Below are 24,193 nucleotides of genomic sequence, written 5' to 3'. Positions count from 1 at the left end.
TGACGAACCTGACACGCTGTCAACCGCGTGGCTCCGCTGGTCTCTCCCTCTGGCAGGATGGTCGTGATGAAGGTGCCGACGGACGGGCTTCAACGCAAGCTCAACGGTTACCTCCGCCGCAGGAAGGTCACGGACCTTCCCGGGGTGACGGCAGTGGCGAGAATCGATCGGCGGACCAAGAGGCTGACCAAACGCCTCAGGGCCGGGGAAATCGCGATTATCGATCACGTTGACGTTGACCGGGTGAGCGCGGAGGCGCTTGTCGCGTGCGGCGCGGCAGGCGTGGTCAACATCGCCGCCGGCATCAGCGGCCGCTATCCCAACCTGGGCCCGCAGATCCTCGTCGAGGCGGGTGTGCCGTTCGTCGACAACGCGACCGCGGAGCTGTTCGACCGGGTCAAGGACGGCGACCTGGTCAGGCTCCACGAGGGCGTCGTCTACTTCGACGACGAGGTGATCGGCAAGGGCGACGTGCAGACGCCCGAGTCGGTCGAGGCGGCGATGGCCGAGGCGCGCGCCGGGCTGACCGTCCAGATCGAGGCCTTCGCGGTCAACACCATGGAGTACGTCCAGCGTGAGCGCGACCTGCTCATCGACGGGGTGGGCGTTCCCAACATCAAGACCGTCATGGAGGGCAGGCACGTCCTCATCGTGGTGCGCGGTTACCACTACAAGGAGGACATCGCCACCCTGCGTCCCTACATCCGCGAGTGCCGCCCGGTCATGATCGGGGTCGACGGCGGCGCGGACGCCCTCATGGAGGCCGGCTACATGCCGGACGTCATCGTCGGAGACTTCGACTCCGTCTCCGCCAAGGCGTTGACCTGCGGAGCCGAGCTGGTCGTGCACGCCTATCGGGACGGCAGGGCGCCCGGTCTCGAGCGGGTCCAGCAGCTCGGCTGCAACGCCGTGGTCTTCCCGGCGATCGGCACCAGCGAGGACATCGCCATGCTGCTCGCCGACGACAAGGGCGCCGACCTGATCGTCGCCGTCGGCACCCACGCGACCCTGGTCGAGTTCCTCGACAAGGGGCGCTCCGGCATGGCCAGCACCTTCCTCACCCGCCTGAGGCTGGGCGGCAAGCTCATCGACGCGAAAGGCGTCAGCCGGCTCTACCGCAGCCGGATCTCAACTCCGTCTCTGCTCCTGCTCGTCGCCACCGCGCTGATCACCATGGGGCTGGCCATCATCGTCTCCCCGGTGGGCAAGATCTGGCTGGACAGCGTCCGCGACGTCTGGAACGGCTTCATCTTCTGGCTGGTCGGACTCTTCTCGTGATCGATTTCCGCTATCACCTCGTCTCCATCGTCGCGATCTTCCTCGCGCTCTCCGTCGGCATCGTGCTGGGCACGACCCTGCTGAAGGAGCCCGCCATCGACACGGCGGAGACCCTCGCGAACCAGCTGAGGGTGAGCAACAACGAGCTCCGCGCCGAGCTGAAGACGGTGCAGGGCCGAGACGTCGCCAACGACGCCTTCGTCACAGCCGACACCCCCAGGCTGGTGCGCGACGCCCTCGCCGGAGAGCGCGTCGTGATCGTGGAGGCCCCGGGCGGCTCGGTGAGCATGCGTGAGGCGGTGCAGCAGGTGATCACCGAGTCCGGGGCGACCGTGAGCGGCAGGGTCACCCTCACCGACAAGTACGTCGACGCCGCCCAGGCGCTCTTCGTGGAGAAGGTGGCCACCGAGGTCAAGCCGATCGAGACGACCTTCCTGCCCGAGGACACCCCCTACGACAAGGCGGCCGCGGTGCTCGCGGGCGCGATCGTGACCGGCGACCCCGCCCAGGTGGGCAAGACGAACCCGGTCGCGGCCGGGGTGCTGGAGGCCTTCCAGCGCGGCGGCCTGATCACCGTCACCGAGCAGCCCGCCAAGCGCGCCGACCTGGCGGTGCTGATCGCCCCTGCCGAGCCGTACACCGGCGACGGCGCCGTCACGCAGGCGGGCGCGGTCGTCTCGATGGCCACCGGGCTGGACGTGGCGGGTCGGGGAACCGTGCTGACCGGACCCCTGAGCAGCAGCGCGGCGGGCGGCGTCGTCGCCGCGCTCAGGGACGACACCGTCGCCGCGGAGAAGGTCTCCACCGTCGACAACGCCGATATGCCCGCGGGCAGGGTCGTGGTGGTCTACGCTCTGCGGGAGCAACTGTCCGGCACCTCGGGGCAGTACGGCATGGGCCCCGGCGTCTCGGGTATCGAGCCCAGCGCGCCCCCGACCCCCACGCCCACCTCCGGAGGATGACCCCATGGCTCGTCGCGCTCTTCTCGGCGCTCTGGCAGGCGCGCTCGTCGGCGCGGCGGCCGCCCGTGCCGCCTACGCGGCCTTCACCCGCAGGCCGCCGGTCGGCGACGCCGAGACCTGGACGAGGACCAACCACAGGGAAGAGCCGATCACCCTGCTCGAGGGGCCCGCGTTCGTCGCGGGCGCGGCGGCGGCCGCGGCGGTGCTTCCCGGGCTGCCCGCCAGGATCCGCGCCGCCGTCCTGCTGGCCGTGGCCGGCAGCGGCGGCCTCGGGGCCTATGACGACCTGTACGGCGCCACGTCCTCGAAGGGGTTCAGGGGGCACCTGAACGCCCTGGCCAAGGGCGAGGTCACCAGCGGCGCGGTGAAGCTCTTCGGCATCGGCGTCACCGGACTGGCCGCCGCGGCGCTGACCTCGGGAAAGCCCGTCGACGTCATGGTCGACGGGGCTCTCGTCGCGGGCGCGGCCAACCTCGCCAACCTCTTCGACCTGCGGCCCGGGCGCGCCATCAAGGTGGGCCTGCTGGCCGGCGCCCCGCTGCTGGCGGTGGGTCTGCGCCGTGACGATCCGGTCTCCGCCACGCTGGCCGCGCTGCCCGCGGGCGCCGCCGTCGCGCTGCTGCCCGAGGACCTCGGTGAGCGGGCGATGCTGGGTGACGCGGGGGCGAACGCGCTGGGCGCGCTGCTCGGCCTGACCGCCGCCGTCACGCTCGGCAGGCCGGGCCGCCTGGCCGTGCTCGGCACCGTGGTCGCGCTGACCGCGGCCTCGGAGCGGATCAGTTTCACCAGGGTCATCGCCGCCAATCCGGTGCTCAACCGCATCGACATGCTCGGCCGCCGTCCCGTGGAGCAGGCGCCAGCCGACTGATGATCAGAAAGATCGGGCAGGGGGTCGCCGGGGCGGCGCTCCTCATCGGGATCGTGACCGTCGTAGCCCGGATCGTGGGATTCGGCCGCTATCTCGTCCAGTCCCAGACCGTCGGCAACCTCTGCCTGAGCACGGCGTACAACACCGCCAACTACGTGCCCAACATCGTCTTCGAGCTGGTGGCGGGCGGCGCGCTGGCCGGCACGGTGGTGCCGGTGCTGGCCTCGGCGGCCTCCAGGTCCGATGACGACCCCGAGGCCAGGGCGGAGGTGGGCCGGACCACCTCCGCGCTGCTGACCTGGGTGCTGCTGGCGCTGGTTCCGCTGACCCTGCTCATCGCCGCGTTCGCGGGGCCGATCGTCACGTTGCTGGTCGGCGACGTGGGCGACTGCGACGTGACGCGGGTCGTCGAGGTCGGCGCGGAGATGCTGGTCGTCTTCGCCCCTCGGATGATCTTCTTCGGTCTGGCCGTCATCCTGTACGGCGTGCTCCAGGCCCACCGGCGCTTCATGGGCCCCGCCCTGGCGCCGTTGGTCTCGAGCCTGCTCATCGTCGGCTCCTACCTGCTCTTCCAGCCGGTCGCGAACGGAGCCGCGCAGGACCTGTCGGCTCTCACCACGGCCGGACAGCTGACGCTCTCCCTGGGGGCCACGGTCGCCGCCGCCGCGATGGTCCTCACGGTGATCGGCCCCGTGGCCCGGCTGCGGCTGCGGTTGCGGCCCTCGCTGTCCTTCCCTCCCGGGGTGGCCGCCCGCGCGCGGCGGCTCGCGACCGCGGGCGTCGCCGTCCTCGTCGCGCAGCAGATCGCGCTGACCGTGGTGGTACGGCTGGCCAACGACCTCGGCGGGGCGGGGGCGACGGGCGTCTACACCTACGCCTGGGCGCTGTACCAGCTTCCCTTCGCGGTGCTCGTGGTGCCGGTCGCCACCAGTTCCTTCCCCGTGCTGTCCACCCGGGCGAGCGAGGGGGACCTGACCGGGTTCGACGACCTCGCCTCCTCGACCAGCCGGGTCGTCCTGCTGGTCACGGGGCTGGCCGCCGGTGTGATGGCGGCCGTGGCCGTGCCTGTTTCCCGGGTGTTCGTCGAGGGCACGCCGGGCGGCGACCCCGCGGAGATGGCGGGGGCCGTCACGTTGTTCGCACCGGGCCTGGTGGGATACGCGTTGATGTTCCACCTCGCCCGCGTCCTGTACGCCTGCGGCAGGGGCAGGTCGGCCGCCGTCGCCTCCGTCGCGGGCTGGACGGTCGCGCTGGTGGCCCAGATCCTGCTGGCCCGCACCGTGGCCGAGCCGGTCGACGTGGTGGGCGGGCTGGCGCTGGGCAGCACCGTCGGCATGACCGTCGGCGGGGCGTTGCTGGTGTTCGCCGTACTGAGGGCCAGGGGCGCGGCGGCGCTGCGCGGGACGTGGCGGGGGTTGCTCGCCGCCGTGGCGGGCGGGGCGGCGGCCTACGCGACGGGCCTGGCCGTCGTCGAGGCCTTCGCCGAGGTGCCCAGATGGATGTGCGTGCCGGTCGGGCTGGGGGCGGCGCTGGCCGGTTCGGCGGCTTTCGCGGTCGTGGCCGCGGTGATCGACAGACCGGACGCCCAGGCGCTGCTGGCGCGGTTCAGGCGGGTGTCCCCTTCGGGAGGGAACTGTGCCGATGACTGATCCGGGGTCGCGGATCGCGCTGGTGCTGGGCACCAGCGCGGGCGGTGTGGGACGGCACGTGGCCATGCTGGCCGGTGGTCTTGTGCGCGGGGGGCACCGGGTGGTCGTGGCGGGGCCGCCCGGCACGGAGGAGGCTTTCGGGTTCCGGCGGCTCGGGGCCGTGTTCGTGCCCGTTCCGATCTCCGACAGGCCTCGCCCGCTGAACGATCTGCGCGCCGTGCGGGCGTTGCGGGCGCTGCGCGGAGCGCGAGCCGTGCACGCCCACGGGCTTCGGGCGGGAGCGCTGGCCGCGCTCGCGCTGGCCGGGACCCGCACAGGGCTGGTCGTGACCCTGCACAACGCGGCCACCGCGGGCGGGGCGATCGGCGCGGTCCACGGTGTCCTCGAACGGATGGTCGCGCGCCGCGCGGACCGGATCCTGGTGGTCTCGCCGGACCTGGGGGACCGGATGGGGCGGCTGGGCGCCGGGCATGTCGAGGCGGCGGTCGTCCCGGCTCCCGTCCTGCGCTCCTCGGGGCGTCGTCCGGAGGAGGTCGCGGCCGAGCTGGGCACGGGCGGCGGGCCGGTGCTCCTGACGGTCGCCAGGCTCGCCCAGCAGAAGGGACTGGAGACCCTCCTGGACGTCGCGGCGGCCCTCAGGCCGGGCGCGGGTGACCCCTCACGGCGGGCGGTGTTCCTGATCGCGGGCGAGGGGCCGCTGCGCGGGTCGTTGCAGGAGCGCGTCGACCGGGAGAACCTCCCGGTGCGGCTGCTGGGCAACCGGGACGACGTGGCGGACCTGCTCGGGATCGCCAGGGCCCTGGTGGTTCCCAGCCGCTGGGAGGGGCAGCCGCTCACCGTGCAGGAGGCCCTGCGGGCGGGGACGCCGGTGGTCGCCACGGCGGTCGGCGGGATCCCGCCGATGGTGGGCGAGGCGGGGCTGCTGGTGCCCTACGGCGACGTCGAGGCGATGCGTGAGGCGGTGAGCAGGGTGCTGGCGGACGACGACCTCGCCGTCGCCCTGGGCGAGGCGGCCGCCAGGCGGGGCAGGGAGCTGCCGGACGAGGCACAGGCGCTGGAGGCCGTGCTGGCGGTCTACGACGGCCTGCCGAAACTGCCTCGAAAGTGACACGAAAGCCGGGGAACACGCGCCTGCGGCTGACTGTTGGATTAGGTGTCACCAAGCCCCACACCTATACTGGCTTGGTTAGGGGGGGAGTATCCCTTCGCGACAGTCTCGTCATCACGGTGTTGCCTCGCTCCACGAGGCCCCCGGGGCTGTCGGTTCGCGGCGGTGACGCGCGGGCGGGAGAGACCTCCGGCAGTCAGTCGTGCGCGCCGCCGGAGGTTTTGTTGTGATTGTTCCCGTATGGGCATGGATTGCCGTCATTGGTGGTCTTCTTGTCGTCCTGGCCTTTGATCTGTGGATCGTCGACCGGGGCGAGCCCCGGGAGTTCTCGCCGAAGCAGGCCAGTTTCTGGGTCGCCTTCTATGTGACGCTCGCAGTGATCTTCGGCATCGTGTTGTGGATCTTCGCCGGCCCGACCTCGGCGGGACAGTTCTTCGCCGGTTATCTGACCGAGTACAGCCTGAGTGTCGACAACCTCTTCGTCTTCTACGTCATCATGACCCGCTTCGCGGTGCCGAAGGTCCACCAGCACAAGGTGCTGCTGGTCGGCATCCTGATGGCCCTGGTCATGAGAGGGGCCTTCATCGCCGTCGGCGCGGCCGCGCTGTCGCGCTTCAGCTGGCTGTTCTACGTCTTCGGCCTGTTCCTCATCTACACGGCCGTTCAGATGATCCGTCAGCACGGCCACAACGACGACGACGAGGTCAAGGAGAACGCCGTCCTGCGCTGGGCGCGCAAGGTGCTGCCGCACACCGACGACTACGTGGGCTCCAAGGTCGTCGTCAAGGTCGACGGCAGGCGCATGGTCACCCCGCTGCTCATCGTGATGGTCGCCATCGGCACCACCGACCTGCTGTTCGCCCTCGACTCGATTCCGGCCATCTTCGGCCTCACGACCGACGCCTTCATCGTCTTCACCGCCAACGCGTTCGCCCTGATGGGCCTGCGTCAGCTCTACTTCCTGCTGGGCGATCTGCTGCAGCGCCTGGCCTACCTCAGCTACGGGCTCGCGTTCATCCTTGGATTCATCGGGGTTAAGCTGATTGCCGAGGCGCTGCACTCCAGTGGCGTGTCCTGGGCGCCCGAGGTGCCCATCTGGCTGTCGTTGTCGGTCATCGGCGTCACCATGGTGATCACTGTCGGAGCCAGCCTGATCAAGGCCCGTCGTGACGGACGTGAAAGCAACCAAATCACCACCTCCGCGAGTGCCGAGCAGGGCTAGCGGTTTGGCATGTGACGCGGTTTGCTTGTCTCGTTACGCCGTATAAGGGCTGAGAGATGGGTAGCATCCTGCCCCAGGGCGGGTAGACATACCGGTCTAATGCCGTAAGACATCACAAAAGGTTCCCTGTGTCCCACGATTCAGTAAGCCATCAGTCGGGCCGCGTACGGCTGGCACGTGGCGTCTCCCCGTGGTTGCTTCCGACCGTGACCGCAGCCGCGGTGACGTCGCTGCTCAGCCGCCGTGACCGGCGCTGGGCGCTGGCGGCGGTCCCGTTGACCGCTCTCACCGGTGGCATGCTCTGGTTCTTCCGGGACCCGGAGCGCACACCCGGTCCGGCGAGGATCCTGTCGCCCGCGGACGGCGTGGTGCAGAGCGTCGACCCGTGGCCCGACGGCCGCACACGCGTGGCCATCTTCATGAGCCCGCTCGACGTGCACGTCAACCGCGCGCCCCTGGCCGGTACGGTGACCTCGGTCGAGCACGTCGCCGGAGGGTTCGTCCCCGCCTTCAACAAGGACAGCGACAAGAACGAGCGGGTGGTGTGGCACCTGGACACCGAGCTCGGCGACGTCGAGCTGGTCCAGATCGCGGGCGCGGTGGCGCGGCGCATCGTTCCCTATCTGACCGCGGGCGCCAAGGTGGCCAGGGCCGAGCGGATCGGGCTCATCCGGCTCGGTTCCCGGGTCGACGTCTACCTGCCCGAGGGGATCGAGCCCGCCGTGTCGGTCGGCCAGCGGACCGTCGCGGGGGTGACCGGTCTTGACCACGGCTGACGCGAGCTGGCCTCTCGACGAGACGGACGACGAGCCCAGAGGGCCCGTCGGCAAGGCGTTCCGGCTCTCCGCCGCGGACTCGCTCTCGCTCGGCAACGCGCTGTGCGGGTTCCTGTCCGTCTGCGTCCTCGCCTGGTCGGCGATCCGCGCGTTGCAGGAGGACAAGCCCTTCGCGGCCGACCCGCGGTTCTTCGGCACCGCGGTCGTGCTGCTGCTGATCGGCGCGACCTGCGACCTGTTCGACGGCCTGGTGGCGCGCAAGTTCCGCGCCTCCGCCATGGGCGCCGAGCTGGACAACCTGGCCGACGTGATCAGCTTCGGCTTCGCCCCCGCCTTCATGGTCGTCATCTGGGCGGGGTTCAACCCGCAGGTCCCGTTCCCGCTGGTGATGGTCGCCGCGGCCTCGGTGCTGCTGGCGGGCGTCATCCGGCTCGCCAGGTTCGCCTGCGTGAAGACCAAGAGCGGTGACTTCATGGGGTTGCCCATCCCGATGGGCGCCATGACGGTGGTCGCGATCGTGTTGCTGTTCGCGCCGTCGGTCTGGGCGGTGATGCCTGTCTTCGGCGTCGCCTACCTCATGGTCAGCCGGATCGAGTACCCCAAGCCGAAGGGCAACCTGGCCGCCGCGGTCCTGGCCTGGATGATGATCAATGTCGCCTGCCTGACCATCTGGGCCGCAGGCCTGGCGGGCGGCGACACGCTGATCAAGGTCGGCGCCATCATGCAGATCGCCATGGTGTCCGCGATCCCGCTGCGCGTGCTGATGTTCAAGAGGGAGAAGCGCAAGGAGCGCAAGGAGGCCGAGAGCCTCTCCTCCTTCTGACAGCCGGACCGCCGGAGCCCGTACCACGCCGCCTTCGCCGGGGATCGTGCCACGATCCCCGGCGAAGGCGTCTTCGCGGTCACCAGCCGCGTTCGCGCCACTCCGGCAGCGAGGGGCGCTCCGCGCCCAGCGTGGTGTCCCTGCCGTGTCCCGGATAGACCCAGGTCTCGTCGGGCAGCCGGTCGAAGATCCGTTCGGACACGTCTGTGAACAGCCGCTCGAACCGCTCGGGGTCCTTGTTGGTGTTGCCCACGCCGCCGGGGAAGAGCGAGTCGCCGGTGAACAGGTGACCGGGGCGGTGCAGGGCGATCGAGCCGGGCGTGTGCCCGCGCAGGTGGATCACCTCCAGGGTCGTCACGCCGACGGTGACCCCGTCGCCGTGCTCCACCTCCAGACCGACCGGCACCGGCAGCGCGGCGGCGTCGAGCGGGTGCGCCACGACCGTCGCGCCCGTCGCGTCCGCGACCTCCTGCAGGGCCTGCCAGTGGTCACGGTGCTGGTGGGTGGTGACGATCTTGCTGATCGGCCGGTCGCCGACGAGCTCGAGGAGCCGGTCCGCCTCGGCGGCGGCGTCGATGAGCAGGCCGTCGCCGGTCTCGTTGCAGCGCACGAGGTAGGCGTTGTTGTCGAACGGGCCGACGGCCAGCTTGGAGATCGTCAGGGCGGGCAGCTCGCGCACGTCGGCGGGGCCGCCGACCCGGACGTCGCCGGTGTATGTCATGGATACTCCTCTGGCGGTGACGCGGGAAGGCCTGGGGGAGCGGACGACGCGGGCCACGGCGGCGGCGTGGGCAGCGGCCCCGCGACCGCCGGACGGTTGCCCGCGGCGCCCTCCGGCATAACCCTAAGCCCGGCTCCCGGCGAACGCCCGGTCAGCCAGCCCAGCAGGCTCCACGCGTCCCCCTGCAGCACCGGCCCGGTTCCGAGCTCCCGCCAGACCTGGTGATGCTTCTCACCGTCCTTGACCTCCTCGACCACGATCTCGCTGACCGTCCCCGAGTCGCGGGGCCAGCACACCATCGCGTCGTGCAGCTCCCTGCGCACGAACGCCTCGGGCCAGTCGGCTCCCTCGTAGCCCGCCCCCAGGTCCACGTGGTGCAGCTCGACCTCACGCAGGCGGCGCACCAGCACGTACCAGGCGGGGTGGACAGGCGGGCGAGTCGCGCTGACCGTCGCCGCCCACGCGCTCGCGGGCAGCGCGGCGACGGCCTCGGCCAGCCGTGCCGTGCTGTTCTCCAGATCGGCCAGCTGCTCCTTCGCGGGCCTTCCCGCCCCCGCCTCGATCTCCGCGTCGCGCGCCTCCGGACGGGGGTACTGCGGGGTCTTCACGCCTGTCCTCGCCCACGTCAGCAGGTTGACGAGGCTGTCGGCGTTGCGGGCGAGGTGGGTCAGGACGTGCCCCCTGCTCCAGCCGGGCAGCCGGGACGCGGCCGTCACGTCCGCGTCGGACAGTTTGGCGGCGGTGGCCGCGAGGCGGTCGTCTGAGGCGGTCAACTCCGCCTTGAACGCGTCTGTGACATCCATCCTCCTACTCCATCACCGGACACGGGGATCGGGCCAGGGCATAAACCGGGGTGTTCGCGTGGTTGAAAACTCAAGCGGCCCGTAGGGCGCACGGGAAGGCCCTAGGCTGGAGAGGGCGGGGAAATCCACCAGCCCCCAGATGTCGCTCCGAAAATTTGTCGGACCCCGTGGCTAGTCTTCCCGCGACCGCTTCTCAACCTTCTACATCGACGTCGGGATTGCAGTGGCTGACCGCCTCATCGTGCGTGGCGCACGCGAACACAACCTCAAGGACGTCTCGCTGGACCTGCCGCGAGACTCTCTGATCGTCTTCACCGGACTGTCGGGTTCCGGCAAGTCGAGCCTGGCCTTCGACACCATCTTCGCCGAGGGCCAGCGCCGCTATGTCGAGTCGCTGTCCGCCTACGCCAGGCAGTTCCTCGGGCAGATGGACAAGCCGGACGTCGACTTCATCGAAGGACTCTCCCCCGCCGTCTCGATCGACCAGAAGTCGACGAGCCGCAACCCGCGCTCGACGGTCGGCACGATCACCGAGGTCTACGACTACCTGCGGCTGCTGTGGGCGCGCATCGGCAAGCCGCACTGTCCCAGCTGCGCCCGCCCGATCGCCAGGCAGAGTCCCGAGCAGATCGTCGACCGGGTGATGGAGCTTCAGGAAGGCACCCGTTTCCAGGTGCTCGCCCCGGTCGTCCGAGGTCGCAAGGGCGAATACGTCGAGCTCTTCGGCCAGCTCCAGGCCAAGGGCTTCGCCAGGGCCCGCGTCGACGGCACGGTGGTCCGCCTCGACGAGCCGCCGACGCTGAAGAAGCAGGAGAAGCACGACATCGAGGTGATCGTCGACCGGCTCGCGGTGAAGGAGAGCTCGCGCAGCCGCCTGACCGGCTCGGTCGAGACCGCCCTGCAGCTGTCCGGCGGCACGATCACACTGGAGTTCGTCGACCTCCCGGAGAGCGACCCGAACCGGGAGCGCTTCTACTCCGAGCACCTCTACTGCCCCTACGACGACCTGTCGTTCGAGGAGCTGGAGCCCCGCTCGTTCTCCTTCAACTCGCCCTTCGGCGCCTGTCCCGAGTGCACGGGCCTCGGAGTGCGGATGGAGGTCGACCCCGAGCTCGTCGTGCCCGACCCGGAGAAGACCCTGGACGACGGCGCCATCTCGCCGTGGGCGGGCGGGCACACCAGCGACTACTTCGTCCGTCTCATCGAGGCGCTCGGCCTGGCGACGGGGTTCAAGCTCGAGACCCCCTGGGAGAAGCTCCCGAAGAAGGCCCAGAAGGCGCTGCTGTACGGTCACGACGAGCAGGTCCACGTCCGCTACAGCAACCGCTACGGCCGCCAGCGCTCCTACTACACCACCTTCGAGGGGGTCATCCCCTGGGTGCAGCGCCGTCATGCCGAGTCGGAGAGCGACGGCATGCGGGAGAAGTACGAAGGCTACATGCGGGAGATCCCCTGCCCCGCCTGCCGAGGAGCCAGGCTCAAGCCGGTCTCGCTGGCCGTCACGGTGGACGGCCGCTCGATCGCCGACGTCTCGGCGATGTCGATCGGCGACTGCGCCGGGTTCCTCGCCGGGCTCACGCTGTCGGACCGGGACATGCAGATCGCCGAGCGGGTGGTCAAGGAGATCAACGCCCGGATGGGCTTCCTGCTCGACGTGGGCCTGGACTACCTGACCATGGACCGCGCCTCCGGCACCCTCGCCGGCGGTGAGGCGCAGCGCATCCGCCTGGCCACCCAGATCGGCTCGGGGCTCGTCGGCGTGCTCTACGTGCTCGACGAGCCGTCCATCGGCCTGCACCAGCGCGACAACCAGCGGCTGCTGGAGACCCTGATCAGACTGCGCGACATGGGCAACACGCTCATCGTGGTCGAGCACGACGAGGACACCATCGCCGCTGCGGACTGGGTGGTCGACATCGGCCCCGGCGCGGGCGAGCACGGTGGCCAGGTCGTCGTCTCCGGCACCGTGGCCGACCTGCTGGCCTCCGAGGAGTCGATGACCGGCGCCTACCTGTCGGGCCGCAGGACCATCGCCATCCCCGCCAACCGTCGCAAGCGCGACAGGAAGCGGCAGATCACCGTGAAGGGCGCTCGCGAGCACAACCTCAAGGGCGTCGACGTGGAGTTCCCCCTCGGGCTGTTCACCGCGGTCACCGGCGTCTCGGGGTCGGGCAAGTCCACGCTCGTCAACGACATCCTCTACAACGCCCTGGCCAAGGAGCTGAACGGCGCGCGCACCGTCCCCGGGCGTCACGCGCGGGTCAACGGGATGGACCTCGTCGACAAGGTCGTGCACGTCGACCAGTCGCCGATCGGCCGCACCCCGCGCTCGAACCCGGCGACCTACACCGGCGTCTTCGACAAGGTGCGCGACCTGTTCGCGCAGACCACGGAGGCCAAGGTCCGCGGATACCAGAAGGGCCGCTTCAGCTTCAACGTCAAGGGCGGCCGGTGCGAGGCCTGCTCGGGCGACGGCACCATCAAGATCGAGATGAACTTCCTGCCCGACGTCTACGTGCCGTGTGAGGTCTGTCACGGGGCGCGATACAACCGGGAGACCCTGGAGGTCCACTACAAGGGCAAGACGATCTCCGAGGTGCTCGACATGCCGATCGAGGAGGCGCTGGGCTTCTTCGACGCCATCCCGTCCATCAAGCGCTACCTCAAGACGCTCAACGACGTCGGTCTGGGCTACGTCCGTCTCGGCCAGCCCGCGACCACCCTGTCGGGAGGCGAGGCGCAGCGCGTCAAGCTCGCCTCCGAGCTGCAGCGCCGCTCCACGGGCCGGACGATCTACGTGCTGGACGAGCCGACCACGGGCCTGCACTTCGAGGACATCCGCAGGCTGCTGGGCGTGCTGGGAAAGCTCGTCGACGGGGGCAACACGGTGATCGTCATCGAGCACAACCTCGACGTGATCAAGACCGCCGACTGGCTGATCGACATGGGTCCCGAAGGCGGCTCCAGGGGTGGCACCGTGCTGGCCACGGGCACGCCGGAGGAGGTCGCCCTGGTCGACGCCAGCCACACCGGCCGCTTCCTGCGCAAGATCCTCGGCACCTGAGGCCGGATTCGGGGGCGGGCGTCCGCGTCAATACCCTTGACGCGGACGCCCGCCTTCGACGGGCGACGTTGCGGAAGGGCCGTGATGAGCAGCAGTGACGATTCCGCCATGCCCACGCGCAGGCATGTGATCGGCGCCGCCGTGGTGGCGTGCGGGGCGGCGCTCACCGGATGCGCCGCGGGTGAGCCCGGCCCGGCCGTCGTGCCGCCCGGCGTCAAGGGGCAGGTCATCGCCCAGGCCGCCGACATCCCGGTGGGGGGCGGCAAGGTCATCGCCAAATGGAAGATCGTGATCACCCAGCCGGCCGCGGGGGTGTTCAAGGCGTTCAGCGCGAGCTGCCCGCACAGGGGGTGCGCGGTCGGCCGGATCTCCGACGGGGTCATCCGCTGCCCCTGCCACGGCAGCGAGTTCGCCGTCGACTCCGGCAAGTGCCTCAAGGGTCCGGCGGAGGCTCCGCTGGCCGAGTACGCCCTGAGGGTCGAGGGCGACGGCATCGTCATGATCTGAGGGCAGCTTTGTTACACCCTCGAAACCTTCCGCGCGCGTAATTCTTCACAGTCTCTTGATGTCGGGTACGGCATGCTGAACCGGCGCCGGTGTGCCGGCCGTACCCGAAGAAGAGGATCCTGGAGGGGTGACCATGACAGAGACGACACGTCGCGCGGTGGTGCTGGGCGCGGGAGGCGTGGGAGTGGCGGCGCTGCTGACCGCGTGCGGCAGCAGCGAGCCGACCTCGGGAAGCGTCTCCACCGCGCCCGCCGCGCCGGAGACCGGCGCGAGTTCGGGATCGGGCGCGAGTTCGGGGGAGGGCTCGAGCGCGGGCGCCCTGACCAAGACCGCTGACATCCCGGTGGGGGGCGGCAAGGTCTTCAAGGCGGAGAAGGTCGTGGTGACCCAGCCGAAGGCCGGAGAGTTCAAGGCGTTCTCCTCCGTCTGCCCCCACCAGGGGTGTGACGTGGCGAGCGTCTCCAACGGCACGATCAACTGCCCCTGCCACGGCAGCAAGTTCGCCATCGCGGACGGCGCCGTGACCAACGGCCCGGCGAACAAGCCTCTCCCCGAGAAGACCATCAAGGTCGAGGGCGACTCCATCACCCTCGGCTGAGCACCGGCCGGGCACTGCTTGGGCACTGCCTGAACACTGCCTGAACACTGCCTGGACGCTGCCTGGACGCTGTCCGCAGGCTCCGGCGCCGAGAGGGGCGCTCGGCTCCGGTTGTCCGCCGCCCCGCGTGCCGGGGCGCGCGGGCCCGGCACGGGGGACGGGGGCCCGTGTCCCCGGTGCGCCGGGAGAAACGGGCGTTCTTCGAGAAGGAATCCTGTCGGCGAAGGCCTATAGGCTTTCGAATGTGGCGAGATCTATGGGTGGTCCGGCGAGTTTCCGGCCGAAGCCGGGGTCGATCCCCGAGTCCCCCGGCGTCTACCGGTTCAGGGACGCCGGAGGCAGGGTCATCTACGTGGGCAAGGCCAAGAGCCTGCGCCAGCGGCTGAACTCCTACTTCGCCGACTTCGCCGGGTTGCACCCACGCACCCAGACCATGCTCACGACCGCCGCGGACGTCGACTGGACGGTCGTCGGCACCGAGGTCGAGGCGCTCCAGCTCGAATACTCCTGGATCAAGGAGTACGACCCCCGCTTCAACGTCAAATACCGCGACGACAAGTCCTACCCCTACCTCGCGGTCACCATGGGGGAGGAGTTCCCCAGGGTCCAGGTGCTGCGCGGGGCCAAGCGCAAGGGCACCCGCTACTTCGGTCCCTACTCCCACGCGTGGGCGATCAGGGAGACGGTCGACCTGCTGCTGCGGGTCTTCCCGATCAGGAGCTGCTCGGCGGGGGTGTTCCGGCGCGCCGCCCAGATCGACCGGCCCTGCCTGCTGGGTTACATCGACAAGTGCTCCGCGCCCTGCGTCGGCAGGGTCACCGAGCAGGAGCACCGGGCGCTGGCCGACGACTTCTGCGACTTCATGGCCGGGAACACAGGACGGTTCACCAAGCGTCTCGAGCGCGAGATGCGCCAGGCCGCCGCCGAGCAGGAGTACGAACGGGCCGCCCGGCTGCGTGACGACGTCCAGGCCCTGCAGCGGGCGATGGAGAAGCAGGCGGTCGTGCTGGCCGACAACACCGACTGCGACGTGGTCGCGCTGGTCGAGGATCCGCTCGAGGCCGCCGTCCAGGTCTTCTACGTCCGCGGCGGGCGCATCAGGGGACAGCGCGGATGGGTGGTCGACAAGGTCGAGGACGCGGGGCCCGGCGAGCTGGTCGAGCAGTTCCTGCTGCAGATGTACGGCGAGGCGGCCCCCGACGCGCTGCCCAGGGAGGTGCTGGTGCCCGCGCTGCCGCCCGACGTCGGGGCGGTGACCGAGCTGCTCAGCGAGCACAGAGGGGCCCGGGTGGAGGTCCGGGTCCCACAGCGCGGTGACAAGAAGGCGCTGATGGAGACCGTCGAGCGCAACGCCAAGGAGGCGCTCACTCAGCACAAGCTCAAGCGGGCCAGCGACCTGACCTCGCGCAGCAAGGCGCTGCAGGAGGTCGCGGACGCCCTCGGTCTCGACCAGGCGCCGCTGCGGATCGAGTGCTACGACGTCTCGCACACGCAGGGCACCAACGTGGTGGCCTCCATGGTGGTCTTCGAGGACGGCCTGGCCCGCAAGAGCGAGTACCGCAGGTTCTCCGTCAACTCCACCGAGGGCGACGTCGCCTCGATACACGAGGTGATCTCCCGCAGGTTCAAGCGCTACCTGGAGGAGCGCTCGGCCACCGGAGAGCTCGACACCGAAGTGGGCCCGGGAGCGGTCCCCGGGGCGGGCCTGGGGACGGTCGGGGAGACGGGCCCGGCGAAGGGCCTGGGGACGGTTGGGGAGACGGGCCCGGGAGCGGTTCCCGGGGCGGACCCGGGGGTGAACGGGGAGAGCGGCCCGGGAGCGGTTCCCGGGGCGGGCCTGGGAGCGGACTCGGAGATGGGCGGGGGGCCAGGCGCGGGGGCGGGGGTCGACCCGGAGACCGGCAGGCCGCGTAAGTTCGCATACGCCCCCAACCTGGTCGTGGTGGACGGTGGCCCGGCCCAGGCGGCCGCCGCCCAGCGGGCGCTGGACGAGCTGGGAGTCGACGACGTGGCGGTCTGCGGCCTGGCCAAGAGGCTGGAGGAGGTCTGGCTCCCCGGCGAGGACCTGCCCGTGATCCTTCCCCGCTCCAGCGAGGCCCTTTACCTCCTCCAGCGTGTGCGTGACGAGGCCCACCGGTTCGCCATCACCTACCATCGGTCGAAGCGGTCGAAGAGCGTGAAGGAAAGCGCCCTGGACGAGGTTCCCGGGCTCGGTCCTGCCCGCAGGCAGGCCCTGATCAAGCATTTCGGATCGGTGAAGCGGCTGCGGGAGGCGACCGCTTCCCAGATCTGCGAGGTTCCCGGGATCGGCCCCGCTACGGCCGAGACGATCGTGTCGGCGTTGAAGGGGGAGAACCCATGAACGAAAGAGAGTCCGCGTTCGTCATCGTCACCGGTATGTCGGGGGCGGGACGGAGCACGGCGGCCAAGGCCCTGGAGGACCTGGGCTGGTTCGTCATCGACAACCTGCCTCCAGGCCTGCTGTTCGCCATGGCGGAGGAGGCGGGACGGGTCAAACTGGCCGCCGACAAGGTGGCCGCGGTGGTCGACGTTCGCAGCCTGGCCTTCACCACCGACCTCAACGCCGCGATCGAGGAGCTCGAGGGGCGCGGCGTCGCGGTGCGGGTGGTGTTCCTCGAGGCCAGCGACGAGGAGCTGGTCCGCAGGTTCGAGAACGTCCGCCGCCCGCACCCGCTGCAGGGAGACGGCAGGCTGGTCGACGGGATCGCCCGCGAGCGCGGCATCCTGCGCGAGGTCAGGGCCAACGCCGACCTGGTGATCGACACCTCCAACCTCAACGTCCACGAGCTCCGCGGCAAGATCGTCGCTTTCTTCGGCGGTGAGGACCGCCCCGGGCTGCGGGTCAACGTGGTCTCCTTCGGCTACAAGTACGGCCTGCCCGTCGACGCCGACCTGGTCGTCGACTGCCGTTTCCTGCCCAATCCCCACTGGGTTCCCGAGCTCCGCCCGATGAACGGCCTCGACGCCCCGGTGCGCGATTACGTTCTCAACCAGGCCGGGGCCAAGGAGCTCCTCGACGCCTACGAGGAGGTGGTCGGCATCATCGCGGCCGGCTACACCCGCGAGGGCAAGGGCTACGCCACGCTCGCCGTCGGCTGTACCGGCGGCAAGCACCGCAGCGTCGCCATGGCCGAGCAGATCGGCGGTCGATTGCGAGATCGGGGAGGCATGGAGGTGCAGGTGAGCCACCGGGATGTGGGCCGGGAGTGAGCGAGGATCTCAAGGTCGTCGCCCTGGGCGGAGGACACGGGCTGTACGCCTCGCTGTCGGCGCTGCGCAGGGTCACCTCCGAGCTGACAGCCGTGGTCACCGTGGCGGACGACGGGGGGTCGAGCGGGCGGCTGCGCCGCGAGCTCGGCGTGCTGCCCCCGGGAGACCTGCGGATGGCGCTCGCCGCGCTGTGCGGTGACGACGAGTGGGGGCGGACCTGGAGCGAGGTGGCCCAGCACCGTTTCCGCAGCGAGGGCGAGCTGCACGGGCACGCGGTCGGCAACCTGCTGATCGTGGCGCTGTGGGAGCGGCTGGGAGACACGGTCGCCGGGCTCGACTGGGTCGGACGGCTGCTGGGCGCGCACGGGCGGGTCCTGCCGATGTCCTCGGTGCCGCTCGACATCGCCGCGGAGGTCGAGCTGGACGGCCAGGTGAGCACCGTGTACGGCCAGGTGGCGTGCGCCCTCACCCCGGGCAGGGTTCGGGCCATCTCGCTGCTGCCCGAGGATCCGCCGGCCTGCCCCCAGGCGGTCGAGGCGGTGATGGAGGCCGACTGGGTGATCTTCGGCCCCGGGTCGTGGTTCACCAGCGTGCTGCCCCATCTCAAGGTGCCGGAGCTTGCCGACGCCCTGCACCGGACCCGGGCGCGCCGCCTGGTCGCGCTCAACCTGGCCCCCCAGCCAGGGGAGACCGACGGCTTCTCGCCCCAGAAACACCTGGAGGTCCTGCGAGCGCACGCGCCCTCCCTGGAGATCGACGTGGTGCTCGCCGACACCGGCGTGGCCGAGGACGGGGAGGAGTTGGAGAAGGCCGCCGCCGAGCTGGGCGGGCGGCTCGTCCTGGCCTCGGTGGCCGACGAGGACGGCTCGCCGCGGCACGATGCGCAACGTCTTGCCTCCGTCCTGGACGAGATTTTCCGTGAGAAGCGTTGATCCTGGTCAGCGGTGCTCAGGAGTGCGAGAAACTTCTATGAGCCTGGTTTCTCGGGCTGCATGAGGTCTGTATGGGGGAGGACGAACGCGCATGGCGATGACAGGTGTGGTGAAAGACGAGCTGAGTCGCTTGCCAGTCCTGAAGCCTTGCTGCCGTAAGGCCGAGGTTTCGACGCTGCTGCGGTTCGCGAGCGGGCTGCACCTGGTGGGCGGGCGGATCGTGATCGAGGCGGAGCTGGACACCAACGTCACCGCCAGAAGGCTCATCAAGGACATCGGCGAGGTTTTCGGACACAAGGCGGAAGTGCTCGTCCTGGCCCCCGCGGGGTTGCGCAAGGGCTCGCGCTACGTGGTCAGGGTCTACCGCGACGGGGAGGCGCTGGCCCGGCAGACCGGCCTGATCGACAACCACGGCCGTCCGGTCCGCGGCCTGCCGCGTCAGGTGGTCGCGGGGGCGACCTGTGACGCGGAGGCCGCCTGGCGGGGCGCGTTCCTGGCCCACGGCTCGCTCACCGAGCCGGGCCGTTCCATGTCGCTCGAGGTCACCTGCCCCGGTCCTGAGGCGGCGCTCGCCCTGGTCGGCTCCGCGAGGCGGCTGAAGATCCACGCCAAGGCCCGTGAGGTCCGCGGCGTCGACCGCGTCGTGGTCCGCGACGGAGACGCGATCAGCGCGCTGCTGACCCGGCTCGGCGCCCACGACAGCGTCCTCGCCTGGGAGGAGCGGCGGATGCGCCGCGAGGTGCGGGCGACGGCCAACCGGCTGGCCAACTTCGACGACGCCAACCTGCGGCGCTCGGCCCGCGCGGCGGTCGCGGCGGGGGCCAGGGTGCAACGGGCCCTGGAGATCCTCGGGGAGGAGGCTCCTGAGCACCTGGTGATCGCGGGCCGCCTGCGCGTCGAGCACAAGCAGGCCTCTCTTGAGGAGCTCGGTCAGCTCGCCGACCCGCCGCTGACCAAGGACGCCATCGCCGGACGCATCCGCCGCCTGCTCGCGATGGCCGACAAGCGCGCCCAGGACATCGGCATCCCCAACACCGAGGCCAACCTCACGGTGGACATGCTGGCGCCGTAGGCCGCGTCGCCCTGCGTGCTCCCGCCGTCGCCGGGAGCGCGCGAAGCCCGCCCTCCCGCTTGCCCGCCGCGGGCGTTCGCCGCCGGTCCGGGGACGTCCGTCCGGTGAGTGGGGTCCCGTTCCGACGGCTTTGGAGCGGCCGCCGGTGGACGGTCGCCGGAGTCGGCGTGACGGAGGCCGGGTGTCCCGTTGGCGTCCTGCGCCGGATCAGGCGGCGCGGCCGGCCTTGAGCGAGGCCGCGGTGTCGACGACGCGGCGGGCCTGGTGACGGGCCGCCTGCAGGGCCACCTCACCGGGCGGCCCGTCGCCGGCCACGTGGGAGGCGCCGTAGGGATTGCCTGACTGGAACTGGACGGGGTCGGTGTAGCCGGGGGGCACGATGACGCCGCCCCAGTGGTAGAACGTGTTCCCTAGCGCCAGGAGGGTGGACTCCTGTCCGCCGTGGGCGGTGTTGGAGGCGGTGAAAGCCGAGTACACCTTGTCCGCGAGCTTGCCGTGGTACCACAGGCCGCCGGTGGTGTCGATGAACGCCCTGAGCTGGCTGGCCGGGTTGCCGAAGCGGGTGGGGGTGCCGAACAGCACCGCGTCGGCCCAGACCAGGTCGTCGAGGCCGACCTCGGCGACGTCGGCGGTGTCCTGGAGGTGCTGCGCCCAGTCCGGCCTGGCGCTGATCGCCTCCGGCGGGGCCAGTTCGGCGACCTTGCGCAGTCGCACGCGCGCGCCGGCCTTTTCCGCGCCCTCGGCGGCGGCCTGCGCCAAGGCGTGCACGGTGCCTGTGGCGCTGTAGTAAATGATCGCGACGTTGACGGGTTCCATGATCGGGTTCCTTCCCTGGCGTTCGTCTCAGCGGTTCGACGATGCGACCCCTCGGAATGTGAGGCGACGGGCCGACCTCACACTTCGGTGCGCTGTCTCGTCGAACCGGGTGAGGGAAGACGCGACCAAGGGAGCCGGCGACACCGTGACCACCCCATCCGAGCCGGGAGACGGCAGGCCCGATCCGGGCCTGAGCGCGATCATGAGCGAGCGGCGTCAGCTGACCAATCTCGCCTACCGGCTCCTCGGCTCCCTGGCCGACGCCGAGGACGTCGTACAGGAGACCTACGCCCGCTGGTACGCCATGTCCCGGCAGCGGCAGGAGGGCGTCGAGTCCCCCGGCGGCTGGCTGACGACCGTCGCCAGTCGCATCTGTCTCGACCTGCTCGGCTCGGCACGGGTCAGGCGGGAGCGCTACGTGGGTGAATGGATCCCCGAGCCGCTGCCCGACCGTGCGGAGTGGAGCGACGGAGGGTCGGGCAGCGGCACGGCCGACCCGGCCGACCGGGTCACCCTCGACGAGTCGGTCAACATGGCCTTCCTCGTCGTGCTCGACTCGATGACCCCGGCCGAGCGGGTCACGTTCGTCCTCCACGACGTCTTCCGCTACCCCTTCGCCGAAGTGGCCGAGATCGTCGGCCGTACGCCGACGGCGTGCCGCCAGCTGGCCTCCTCCGCCCGCCGCCGCATTCGCGCGTCGCGGGCTCCCGCGACCCCGGCGGCCCAGCGCGCCGACGTCGTCAGAGCCTTCAAGCGGGCATGGGAGGCCAAGGACCTCCACGCCCTCGTCGGCCTCCTCGACCCCGACGCGACGGCGACCGGCGACGGCGGCGGACTCGTCAGAGCCGAGATCCGTCCGGTCGAAGGCGCCGAGCAGGTCGCACGTTTCTTCGCCGACCGGGCCGGTGCGGCATCCAACATGACGATCCTGGAGCGCGCGGTCAACGGTCATCCTGGTCTGGTGGCCCAGCTGGACGGCGTCACCGTGTCGGTGCTGGCGTTCGACGTCGCAGGCGACCGGATCAAGCATGTCTGGGCAGTGCTCAACCCCGACAAGCTCCGGCCGTGGGCGACGGGCTGACACGCGCCTGCGCGCCATCGGCTCCGCCCGCCGCTTCGAACGCGACGGCGGAGTCGTCGGCTCCCGCCTCTGCCCGGCCGCCGCGTTCGTCACCGTCCGCGTACCCGTCCGCCGAGCGGGACCCCGCTGCCGCTGGGACATCCGGTCCCCGTCACGCCGACTCCGGCGGTCGTTTACCGGCGACCGCTCCTAACGGCTGTCAATTAAAAATGTCATAGCAGGTCATCGTGGTGTTACACGGATTTACAGTGACAAGTCGGGCACTCGACTTGAATAGTGCGATACCTACACATGGGATGAGGAAGAACAGACCGGCCCCCGCGAGTGGTCTAAACCAATTTGGGTCCGATAGGGTTCGTGGTTGAGGTTTCAGCCCGCCCAAGTCGCCGGTCCGTCTGGCCGGCGCACGACGTACGAGGAGATCGGCACCGTGACCATCCGCGTAGGCGTCAACGGATTCGGCCGCATCGGTCGCAACTTCTGGCGTGCGGTCGCTGCCAGCGGCAAGGACATCGAGATCGTTGCGGTCAACGACCTGACCGACAACGCCACGCTCGCCCACCTGCTCAAGTACGACAGCATCCTCGGCCGCCTGCCGTACGAGGTGAAGAGCACCGCCGACGAGATCATCGTGGACGGTAAGGCGATCAAGGCGTTCGCCGAGCGCGACCCCGCCAAGCTGCCCTGGGGGGACCTGGGCGTCGACGTCGTGGTCGAGTCGACCGGCTTCTTCACCGACGCCAACAAGGCCCGGGTGCACGCAGAGAACGGCGCGAAGAAGGTCATCATCTCGGCCCCGGCCAAGAACGAGGACGTCACCATCGTGCTGGGCGTCAACCACGACAAGTACGACCCGGCCAACCACACGATCATCTCCAACGCGTCGTGCACCACCAACTGCCTGGCCCCCATGGCCAAGGTCATCAACGACACCTTCGGCATCGAGAAGGGTCTGATGACCACGATCCACGCCTACACGCAGGACCAGAACCTGCAGGACGGCCCGCACAGCGACCTGCGCCGCGCCCGCGCCGCCGCGCTGAACATCGTGCCGACCTCCACCGGCGCGGCCAAGGCCATCGGCCTGGTGCTGCCGGAGCTGAAGGGCAAGCTCGACGGCTTCGCGCTGCGCGTGCCGATCCCCACCGGCTCGGCGACCGACCTGACCGTCGACGTCAGCCGTGAGACCACCGCCGAGGAGGTCAACGCCGCGCTGAAGGCCGCCGCGGAGGGCGAGCTCAAGGGCTACCTGACCTACACCGAGGACCCGATCGTCTCCTCCGACATCGTCACCGACCCCTCCTCCTGCATCTTCGACGCCGGCCTGACCAAGGTGATCGGCAACCAGGTCAAGGTCGTCGGCTGGTACGACAACGAGTGGGGATACTCCAACCGTCTCGCGGACCTCATCGAGCTGGTCGGCGCCGACCTCTGATGAAGGACCTGTCTGAGTTCGACGTGAAGGGTCGGCGCGTCCTCGTACGCGTCGACCTCAACGTTCCCCTGGACGGGGACGTCATCACCGACGACGGCCGTATCAGGGCCTCGCTTCCGACGATCAAGGAGCTGGCCGAGAAGGGCGCGCGCGTGATCGCCTGCGCCCACCTGGGCCGTCCGAAGGGCGAGCCCAACCCGAAGTACTCCCTGGCGCCCGTCGCCAAGCGCCTCGGCGAGCTCCTGGGCGCCGAGGTCGCCTTCGCGGGCGACGTCGTCGGGCAGTCGGCCCAGTCGGTCGTGGAGGGGCTCCAGGACGGCCAGGTGGCCCTGCTGGAGAACCTGCGCTTCGAGCCGGGCGAGGAGTCCAAGGACGACGCCGAGCGCGCCGCGTTCGCCGAGAAGCTGGCGGCCTTCGGCGAGGTCTACGTCGGCGACGGCTTCGGCGCGGTCCACCGCAAGCACGCCAGCGTCTACGACGTGCCGCTGCTGCTGCCGCACGCGGCGGGCAAGCTCGTCGCGGCCGAGGTCGAGGTCCTCAGGAAGCTGACCGAGAACCCCGCGAGGCCGTACGTCGTCGTGCTCGGCGGCGCCAAGGTCTCCGACAAGCTCGGCGTCATCGGCAACCTGCTCACCAAGGTCGACCGGCTGCTCATCGGCGGCGGCATGGCCTACACCTTCCTGGCCGCCCAGGGCCACGAGGTCGGCCAGTCGCTGCTGCAGCGCGACCAGCTCGACCAGGTGCGCGACTTCCTCAACGAGGCGGTCAAGCGCGGCGTCGAGATCGTCCTCCCGGTCGACGTGCTGGCGGCCACGCACTTCGCCGAGGACGCGGAGCACGAGGTCGTCGACGCCACCGCGATCCCGGCGGACCGGCAGGGTCTGGACATCGGTCCGCGGAGCCGCGAGCTTTTCGCCACGAAGCTCGCGGACGCCAGGACCGTGTTCTGGAACGGCCCGATGGGCGTCTTCGAGTTCGAGGCGTTCTCCGAGGGAACCCGTGCCGTCGCCGAGGCGTTGATCAGGTCGGAGGCCTTCACGGTCGTCGGAGGCGGTGACTCCGCCGCCGCCGTGCGGCAGCTCGGCCTCCCCGAGGACGGCTTCTCGCACATCTCCACCGGTGGCGGGGCCAGCCTCGAATACCTGGAGGGCAAGACCCTGCCCGGGCTCGTCGCCCTGGAGGCATAGGAGTGGATCGACGCAGTGAGCGCGCCGGTGCGCGCCGCGCGTGCCCCGGGCACGCCGGGC

The 24,193-nt window shown here is 70.4% G+C and carries 21 protein-coding genes; 18 read left to right on the top strand and 3 right to left on the bottom strand.

Going from position 1 to position 24,193, the window contains the following annotated elements:
• The first annotated feature begins 66 nt into the window (after positions 1-66).
• From steA to pssA, 8 genes are all read left to right on the top strand, one after another.
• A complete protein-coding gene (gene steA / locus PKF00_RS16830; protein WP_271218459.1) occupies positions 67-1,278 on the top strand; it encodes a putative cytokinetic ring protein SteA in 1,212 nt (403 codons plus the stop codon).
• On the top strand, positions 1,275-2,240 hold the full coding sequence (locus PKF00_RS16825; protein ID WP_271218458.1) for a copper transporter: 966 nt from the start codon (positions 1,275-1,277) through the stop codon (positions 2,238-2,240). The genes steA and PKF00_RS16825 overlap by 4 nt, the downstream gene beginning before the upstream one ends.
• Before the next feature lie 4 nt (positions 2,241-2,244).
• Positions 2,245-3,108: a hypothetical protein gene (locus PKF00_RS16820; protein ID WP_271218457.1), complete on the top strand. Its 864-nt coding sequence runs from the start codon at positions 2,245-2,247 to the stop codon at positions 3,106-3,108.
• Positions 3,108-4,757 carry a murein biosynthesis integral membrane protein MurJ gene (gene murJ / locus PKF00_RS16815; RefSeq protein WP_271218456.1) on the top strand — a complete coding sequence of 550 codons (1,650 nt, stop codon included), beginning with the start codon at positions 3,108-3,110 and terminating at the stop codon, positions 4,755-4,757. The genes PKF00_RS16820 and murJ overlap by 1 nt, the downstream gene beginning before the upstream one ends.
• Entirely contained in the window at positions 4,750-5,865 is a 1,116-nt protein-coding gene (locus PKF00_RS16810) for a glycosyltransferase family 4 protein (RefSeq protein WP_271218455.1), read from the top strand. The genes murJ and PKF00_RS16810 overlap by 8 nt, the downstream gene beginning before the upstream one ends.
• A gap of 226 nt (positions 5,866-6,091) precedes the next feature.
• Entirely contained in the window at positions 6,092-7,087 is a 996-nt protein-coding gene (locus tag PKF00_RS16805) for a TerC family protein (protein ID WP_271218486.1), read from the top strand.
• Positions 7,088-7,215: 128 nt separating this feature from the next.
• Positions 7,216-7,863, top strand: a complete 648-nt coding sequence (locus PKF00_RS16800) for a phosphatidylserine decarboxylase (RefSeq protein ID WP_271218454.1) — start codon at positions 7,216-7,218, stop codon at positions 7,861-7,863.
• Positions 7,850-8,686, top strand: a complete 837-nt coding sequence (pssA, locus tag PKF00_RS16795; protein WP_271218453.1) for a CDP-diacylglycerol--serine O-phosphatidyltransferase — start codon at positions 7,850-7,852, stop codon at positions 8,684-8,686. The genes PKF00_RS16800 and pssA overlap by 14 nt, the downstream gene beginning before the upstream one ends.
• A gap of 79 nt (positions 8,687-8,765) precedes the next feature.
• On the opposite strand, the gene PKF00_RS16790 is transcribed toward pssA, so the two are convergent.
• Positions 8,766-9,407, bottom strand: coding sequence for an MBL fold metallo-hydrolase (locus PKF00_RS16790; protein ID WP_271218452.1), 642 nt, complete (start codon positions 9,405-9,407; stop codon positions 8,766-8,768).
• Entirely contained in the window at positions 9,404-10,210 is an 807-nt protein-coding gene (locus PKF00_RS16785) for a maleylpyruvate isomerase family mycothiol-dependent enzyme (RefSeq protein ID WP_271218451.1), read from the bottom strand. Before PKF00_RS16785 ends, PKF00_RS16790 begins: the two co-directional genes overlap by 4 nt.
• A 223-nt stretch (positions 10,211-10,433) precedes the next feature.
• Between PKF00_RS16785 and uvrA the strand changes: the two genes are divergently transcribed.
• The 7 genes from uvrA to whiA all read left to right on the top strand — a co-directional run bounded on the left by uvrA (position 10,434) and on the right by whiA (position 19,614).
• Positions 10,434-13,274 carry an excinuclease ABC subunit UvrA gene (gene uvrA, locus PKF00_RS16780; protein ID WP_271218450.1) on the top strand — a complete coding sequence of 947 codons (2,841 nt, stop codon included), beginning with the start codon at positions 10,434-10,436 and terminating at the stop codon, positions 13,272-13,274.
• Positions 13,275-13,358: 84 nt separating this feature from the next.
• A complete protein-coding gene (locus PKF00_RS16775) occupies positions 13,359-13,781 on the top strand; it encodes a Rieske (2Fe-2S) protein (protein ID WP_271218449.1) in 423 nt (140 codons plus the stop codon).
• 133 nt (positions 13,782-13,914) lie between these two features.
• Positions 13,915-14,379 (top strand): Rieske (2Fe-2S) protein, encoded by a 465-nt coding sequence (locus PKF00_RS16770; RefSeq protein WP_271218448.1) that lies wholly within the window; start codon positions 13,915-13,917, stop codon positions 14,377-14,379.
• A gap of 256 nt (positions 14,380-14,635) precedes the next feature.
• On the top strand, positions 14,636-16,741 hold the full coding sequence (gene uvrC, locus PKF00_RS16765; protein ID WP_271218485.1) for an excinuclease ABC subunit UvrC: 2,106 nt from the start codon (positions 14,636-14,638) through the stop codon (positions 16,739-16,741).
• Positions 16,738-17,610: an RNase adapter RapZ gene (rapZ, locus tag PKF00_RS16760; protein ID WP_271218447.1), complete on the top strand. Its 873-nt coding sequence runs from the start codon at positions 16,738-16,740 to the stop codon at positions 17,608-17,610. The genes uvrC and rapZ overlap by 4 nt, the downstream gene beginning before the upstream one ends.
• Positions 17,607-18,542: a gluconeogenesis factor YvcK family protein gene (locus PKF00_RS16755; protein ID WP_271218446.1), complete on the top strand. Its 936-nt coding sequence runs from the start codon at positions 17,607-17,609 to the stop codon at positions 18,540-18,542. Before rapZ ends, PKF00_RS16755 begins: the two co-directional genes overlap by 4 nt.
• Before the next feature lie 91 nt (positions 18,543-18,633).
• Entirely contained in the window at positions 18,634-19,614 is a 981-nt protein-coding gene (whiA, locus tag PKF00_RS16750; RefSeq protein ID WP_012892507.1) for a DNA-binding protein WhiA, read from the top strand.
• 207 nt (positions 19,615-19,821) lie between these two features.
• On the opposite strand, the gene wrbA is transcribed toward whiA, so the two are convergent.
• Complete coding sequence (gene wrbA, locus PKF00_RS16745; RefSeq protein ID WP_271218445.1) at positions 19,822-20,430, bottom strand: NAD(P)H:quinone oxidoreductase; 609 nt, start codon at positions 20,428-20,430, stop codon at positions 19,822-19,824.
• Positions 20,431-20,575: 145 nt separating this feature from the next.
• Here wrbA and sigJ point away from each other — a divergent pair, with 145 nt between their 5' ends.
• The 3 genes from sigJ to PKF00_RS16730 all read left to right on the top strand — a co-directional run bounded on the left by sigJ (position 20,576) and on the right by PKF00_RS16730 (position 24,133).
• Positions 20,576-21,511, top strand: a complete 936-nt coding sequence (gene sigJ, locus PKF00_RS16740) for an RNA polymerase sigma factor SigJ (RefSeq protein WP_271218444.1) — start codon at positions 20,576-20,578, stop codon at positions 21,509-21,511.
• Between the two features lie 430 nt (positions 21,512-21,941).
• Positions 21,942-22,946 carry a type I glyceraldehyde-3-phosphate dehydrogenase gene (gene gap, locus PKF00_RS16735; protein WP_271218443.1) on the top strand — a complete coding sequence of 335 codons (1,005 nt, stop codon included), beginning with the start codon at positions 21,942-21,944 and terminating at the stop codon, positions 22,944-22,946.
• Positions 22,946-24,133, top strand: a complete 1,188-nt coding sequence (locus PKF00_RS16730) for a phosphoglycerate kinase (protein ID WP_271218442.1) — start codon at positions 22,946-22,948, stop codon at positions 24,131-24,133. The genes gap and PKF00_RS16730 overlap by 1 nt, the downstream gene beginning before the upstream one ends.
• Positions 24,134-24,193 lie beyond the last annotated feature (60 nt).

The organism is Streptosporangium carneum, from assembly GCF_027922005.1.
Classification (GTDB): Bacteria; Actinomycetota; Actinomycetes; order Streptosporangiales; family Streptosporangiaceae; genus Streptosporangium; species Streptosporangium carneum.
This window is presented reverse-complemented; position numbering and strand designations above follow the sequence as displayed.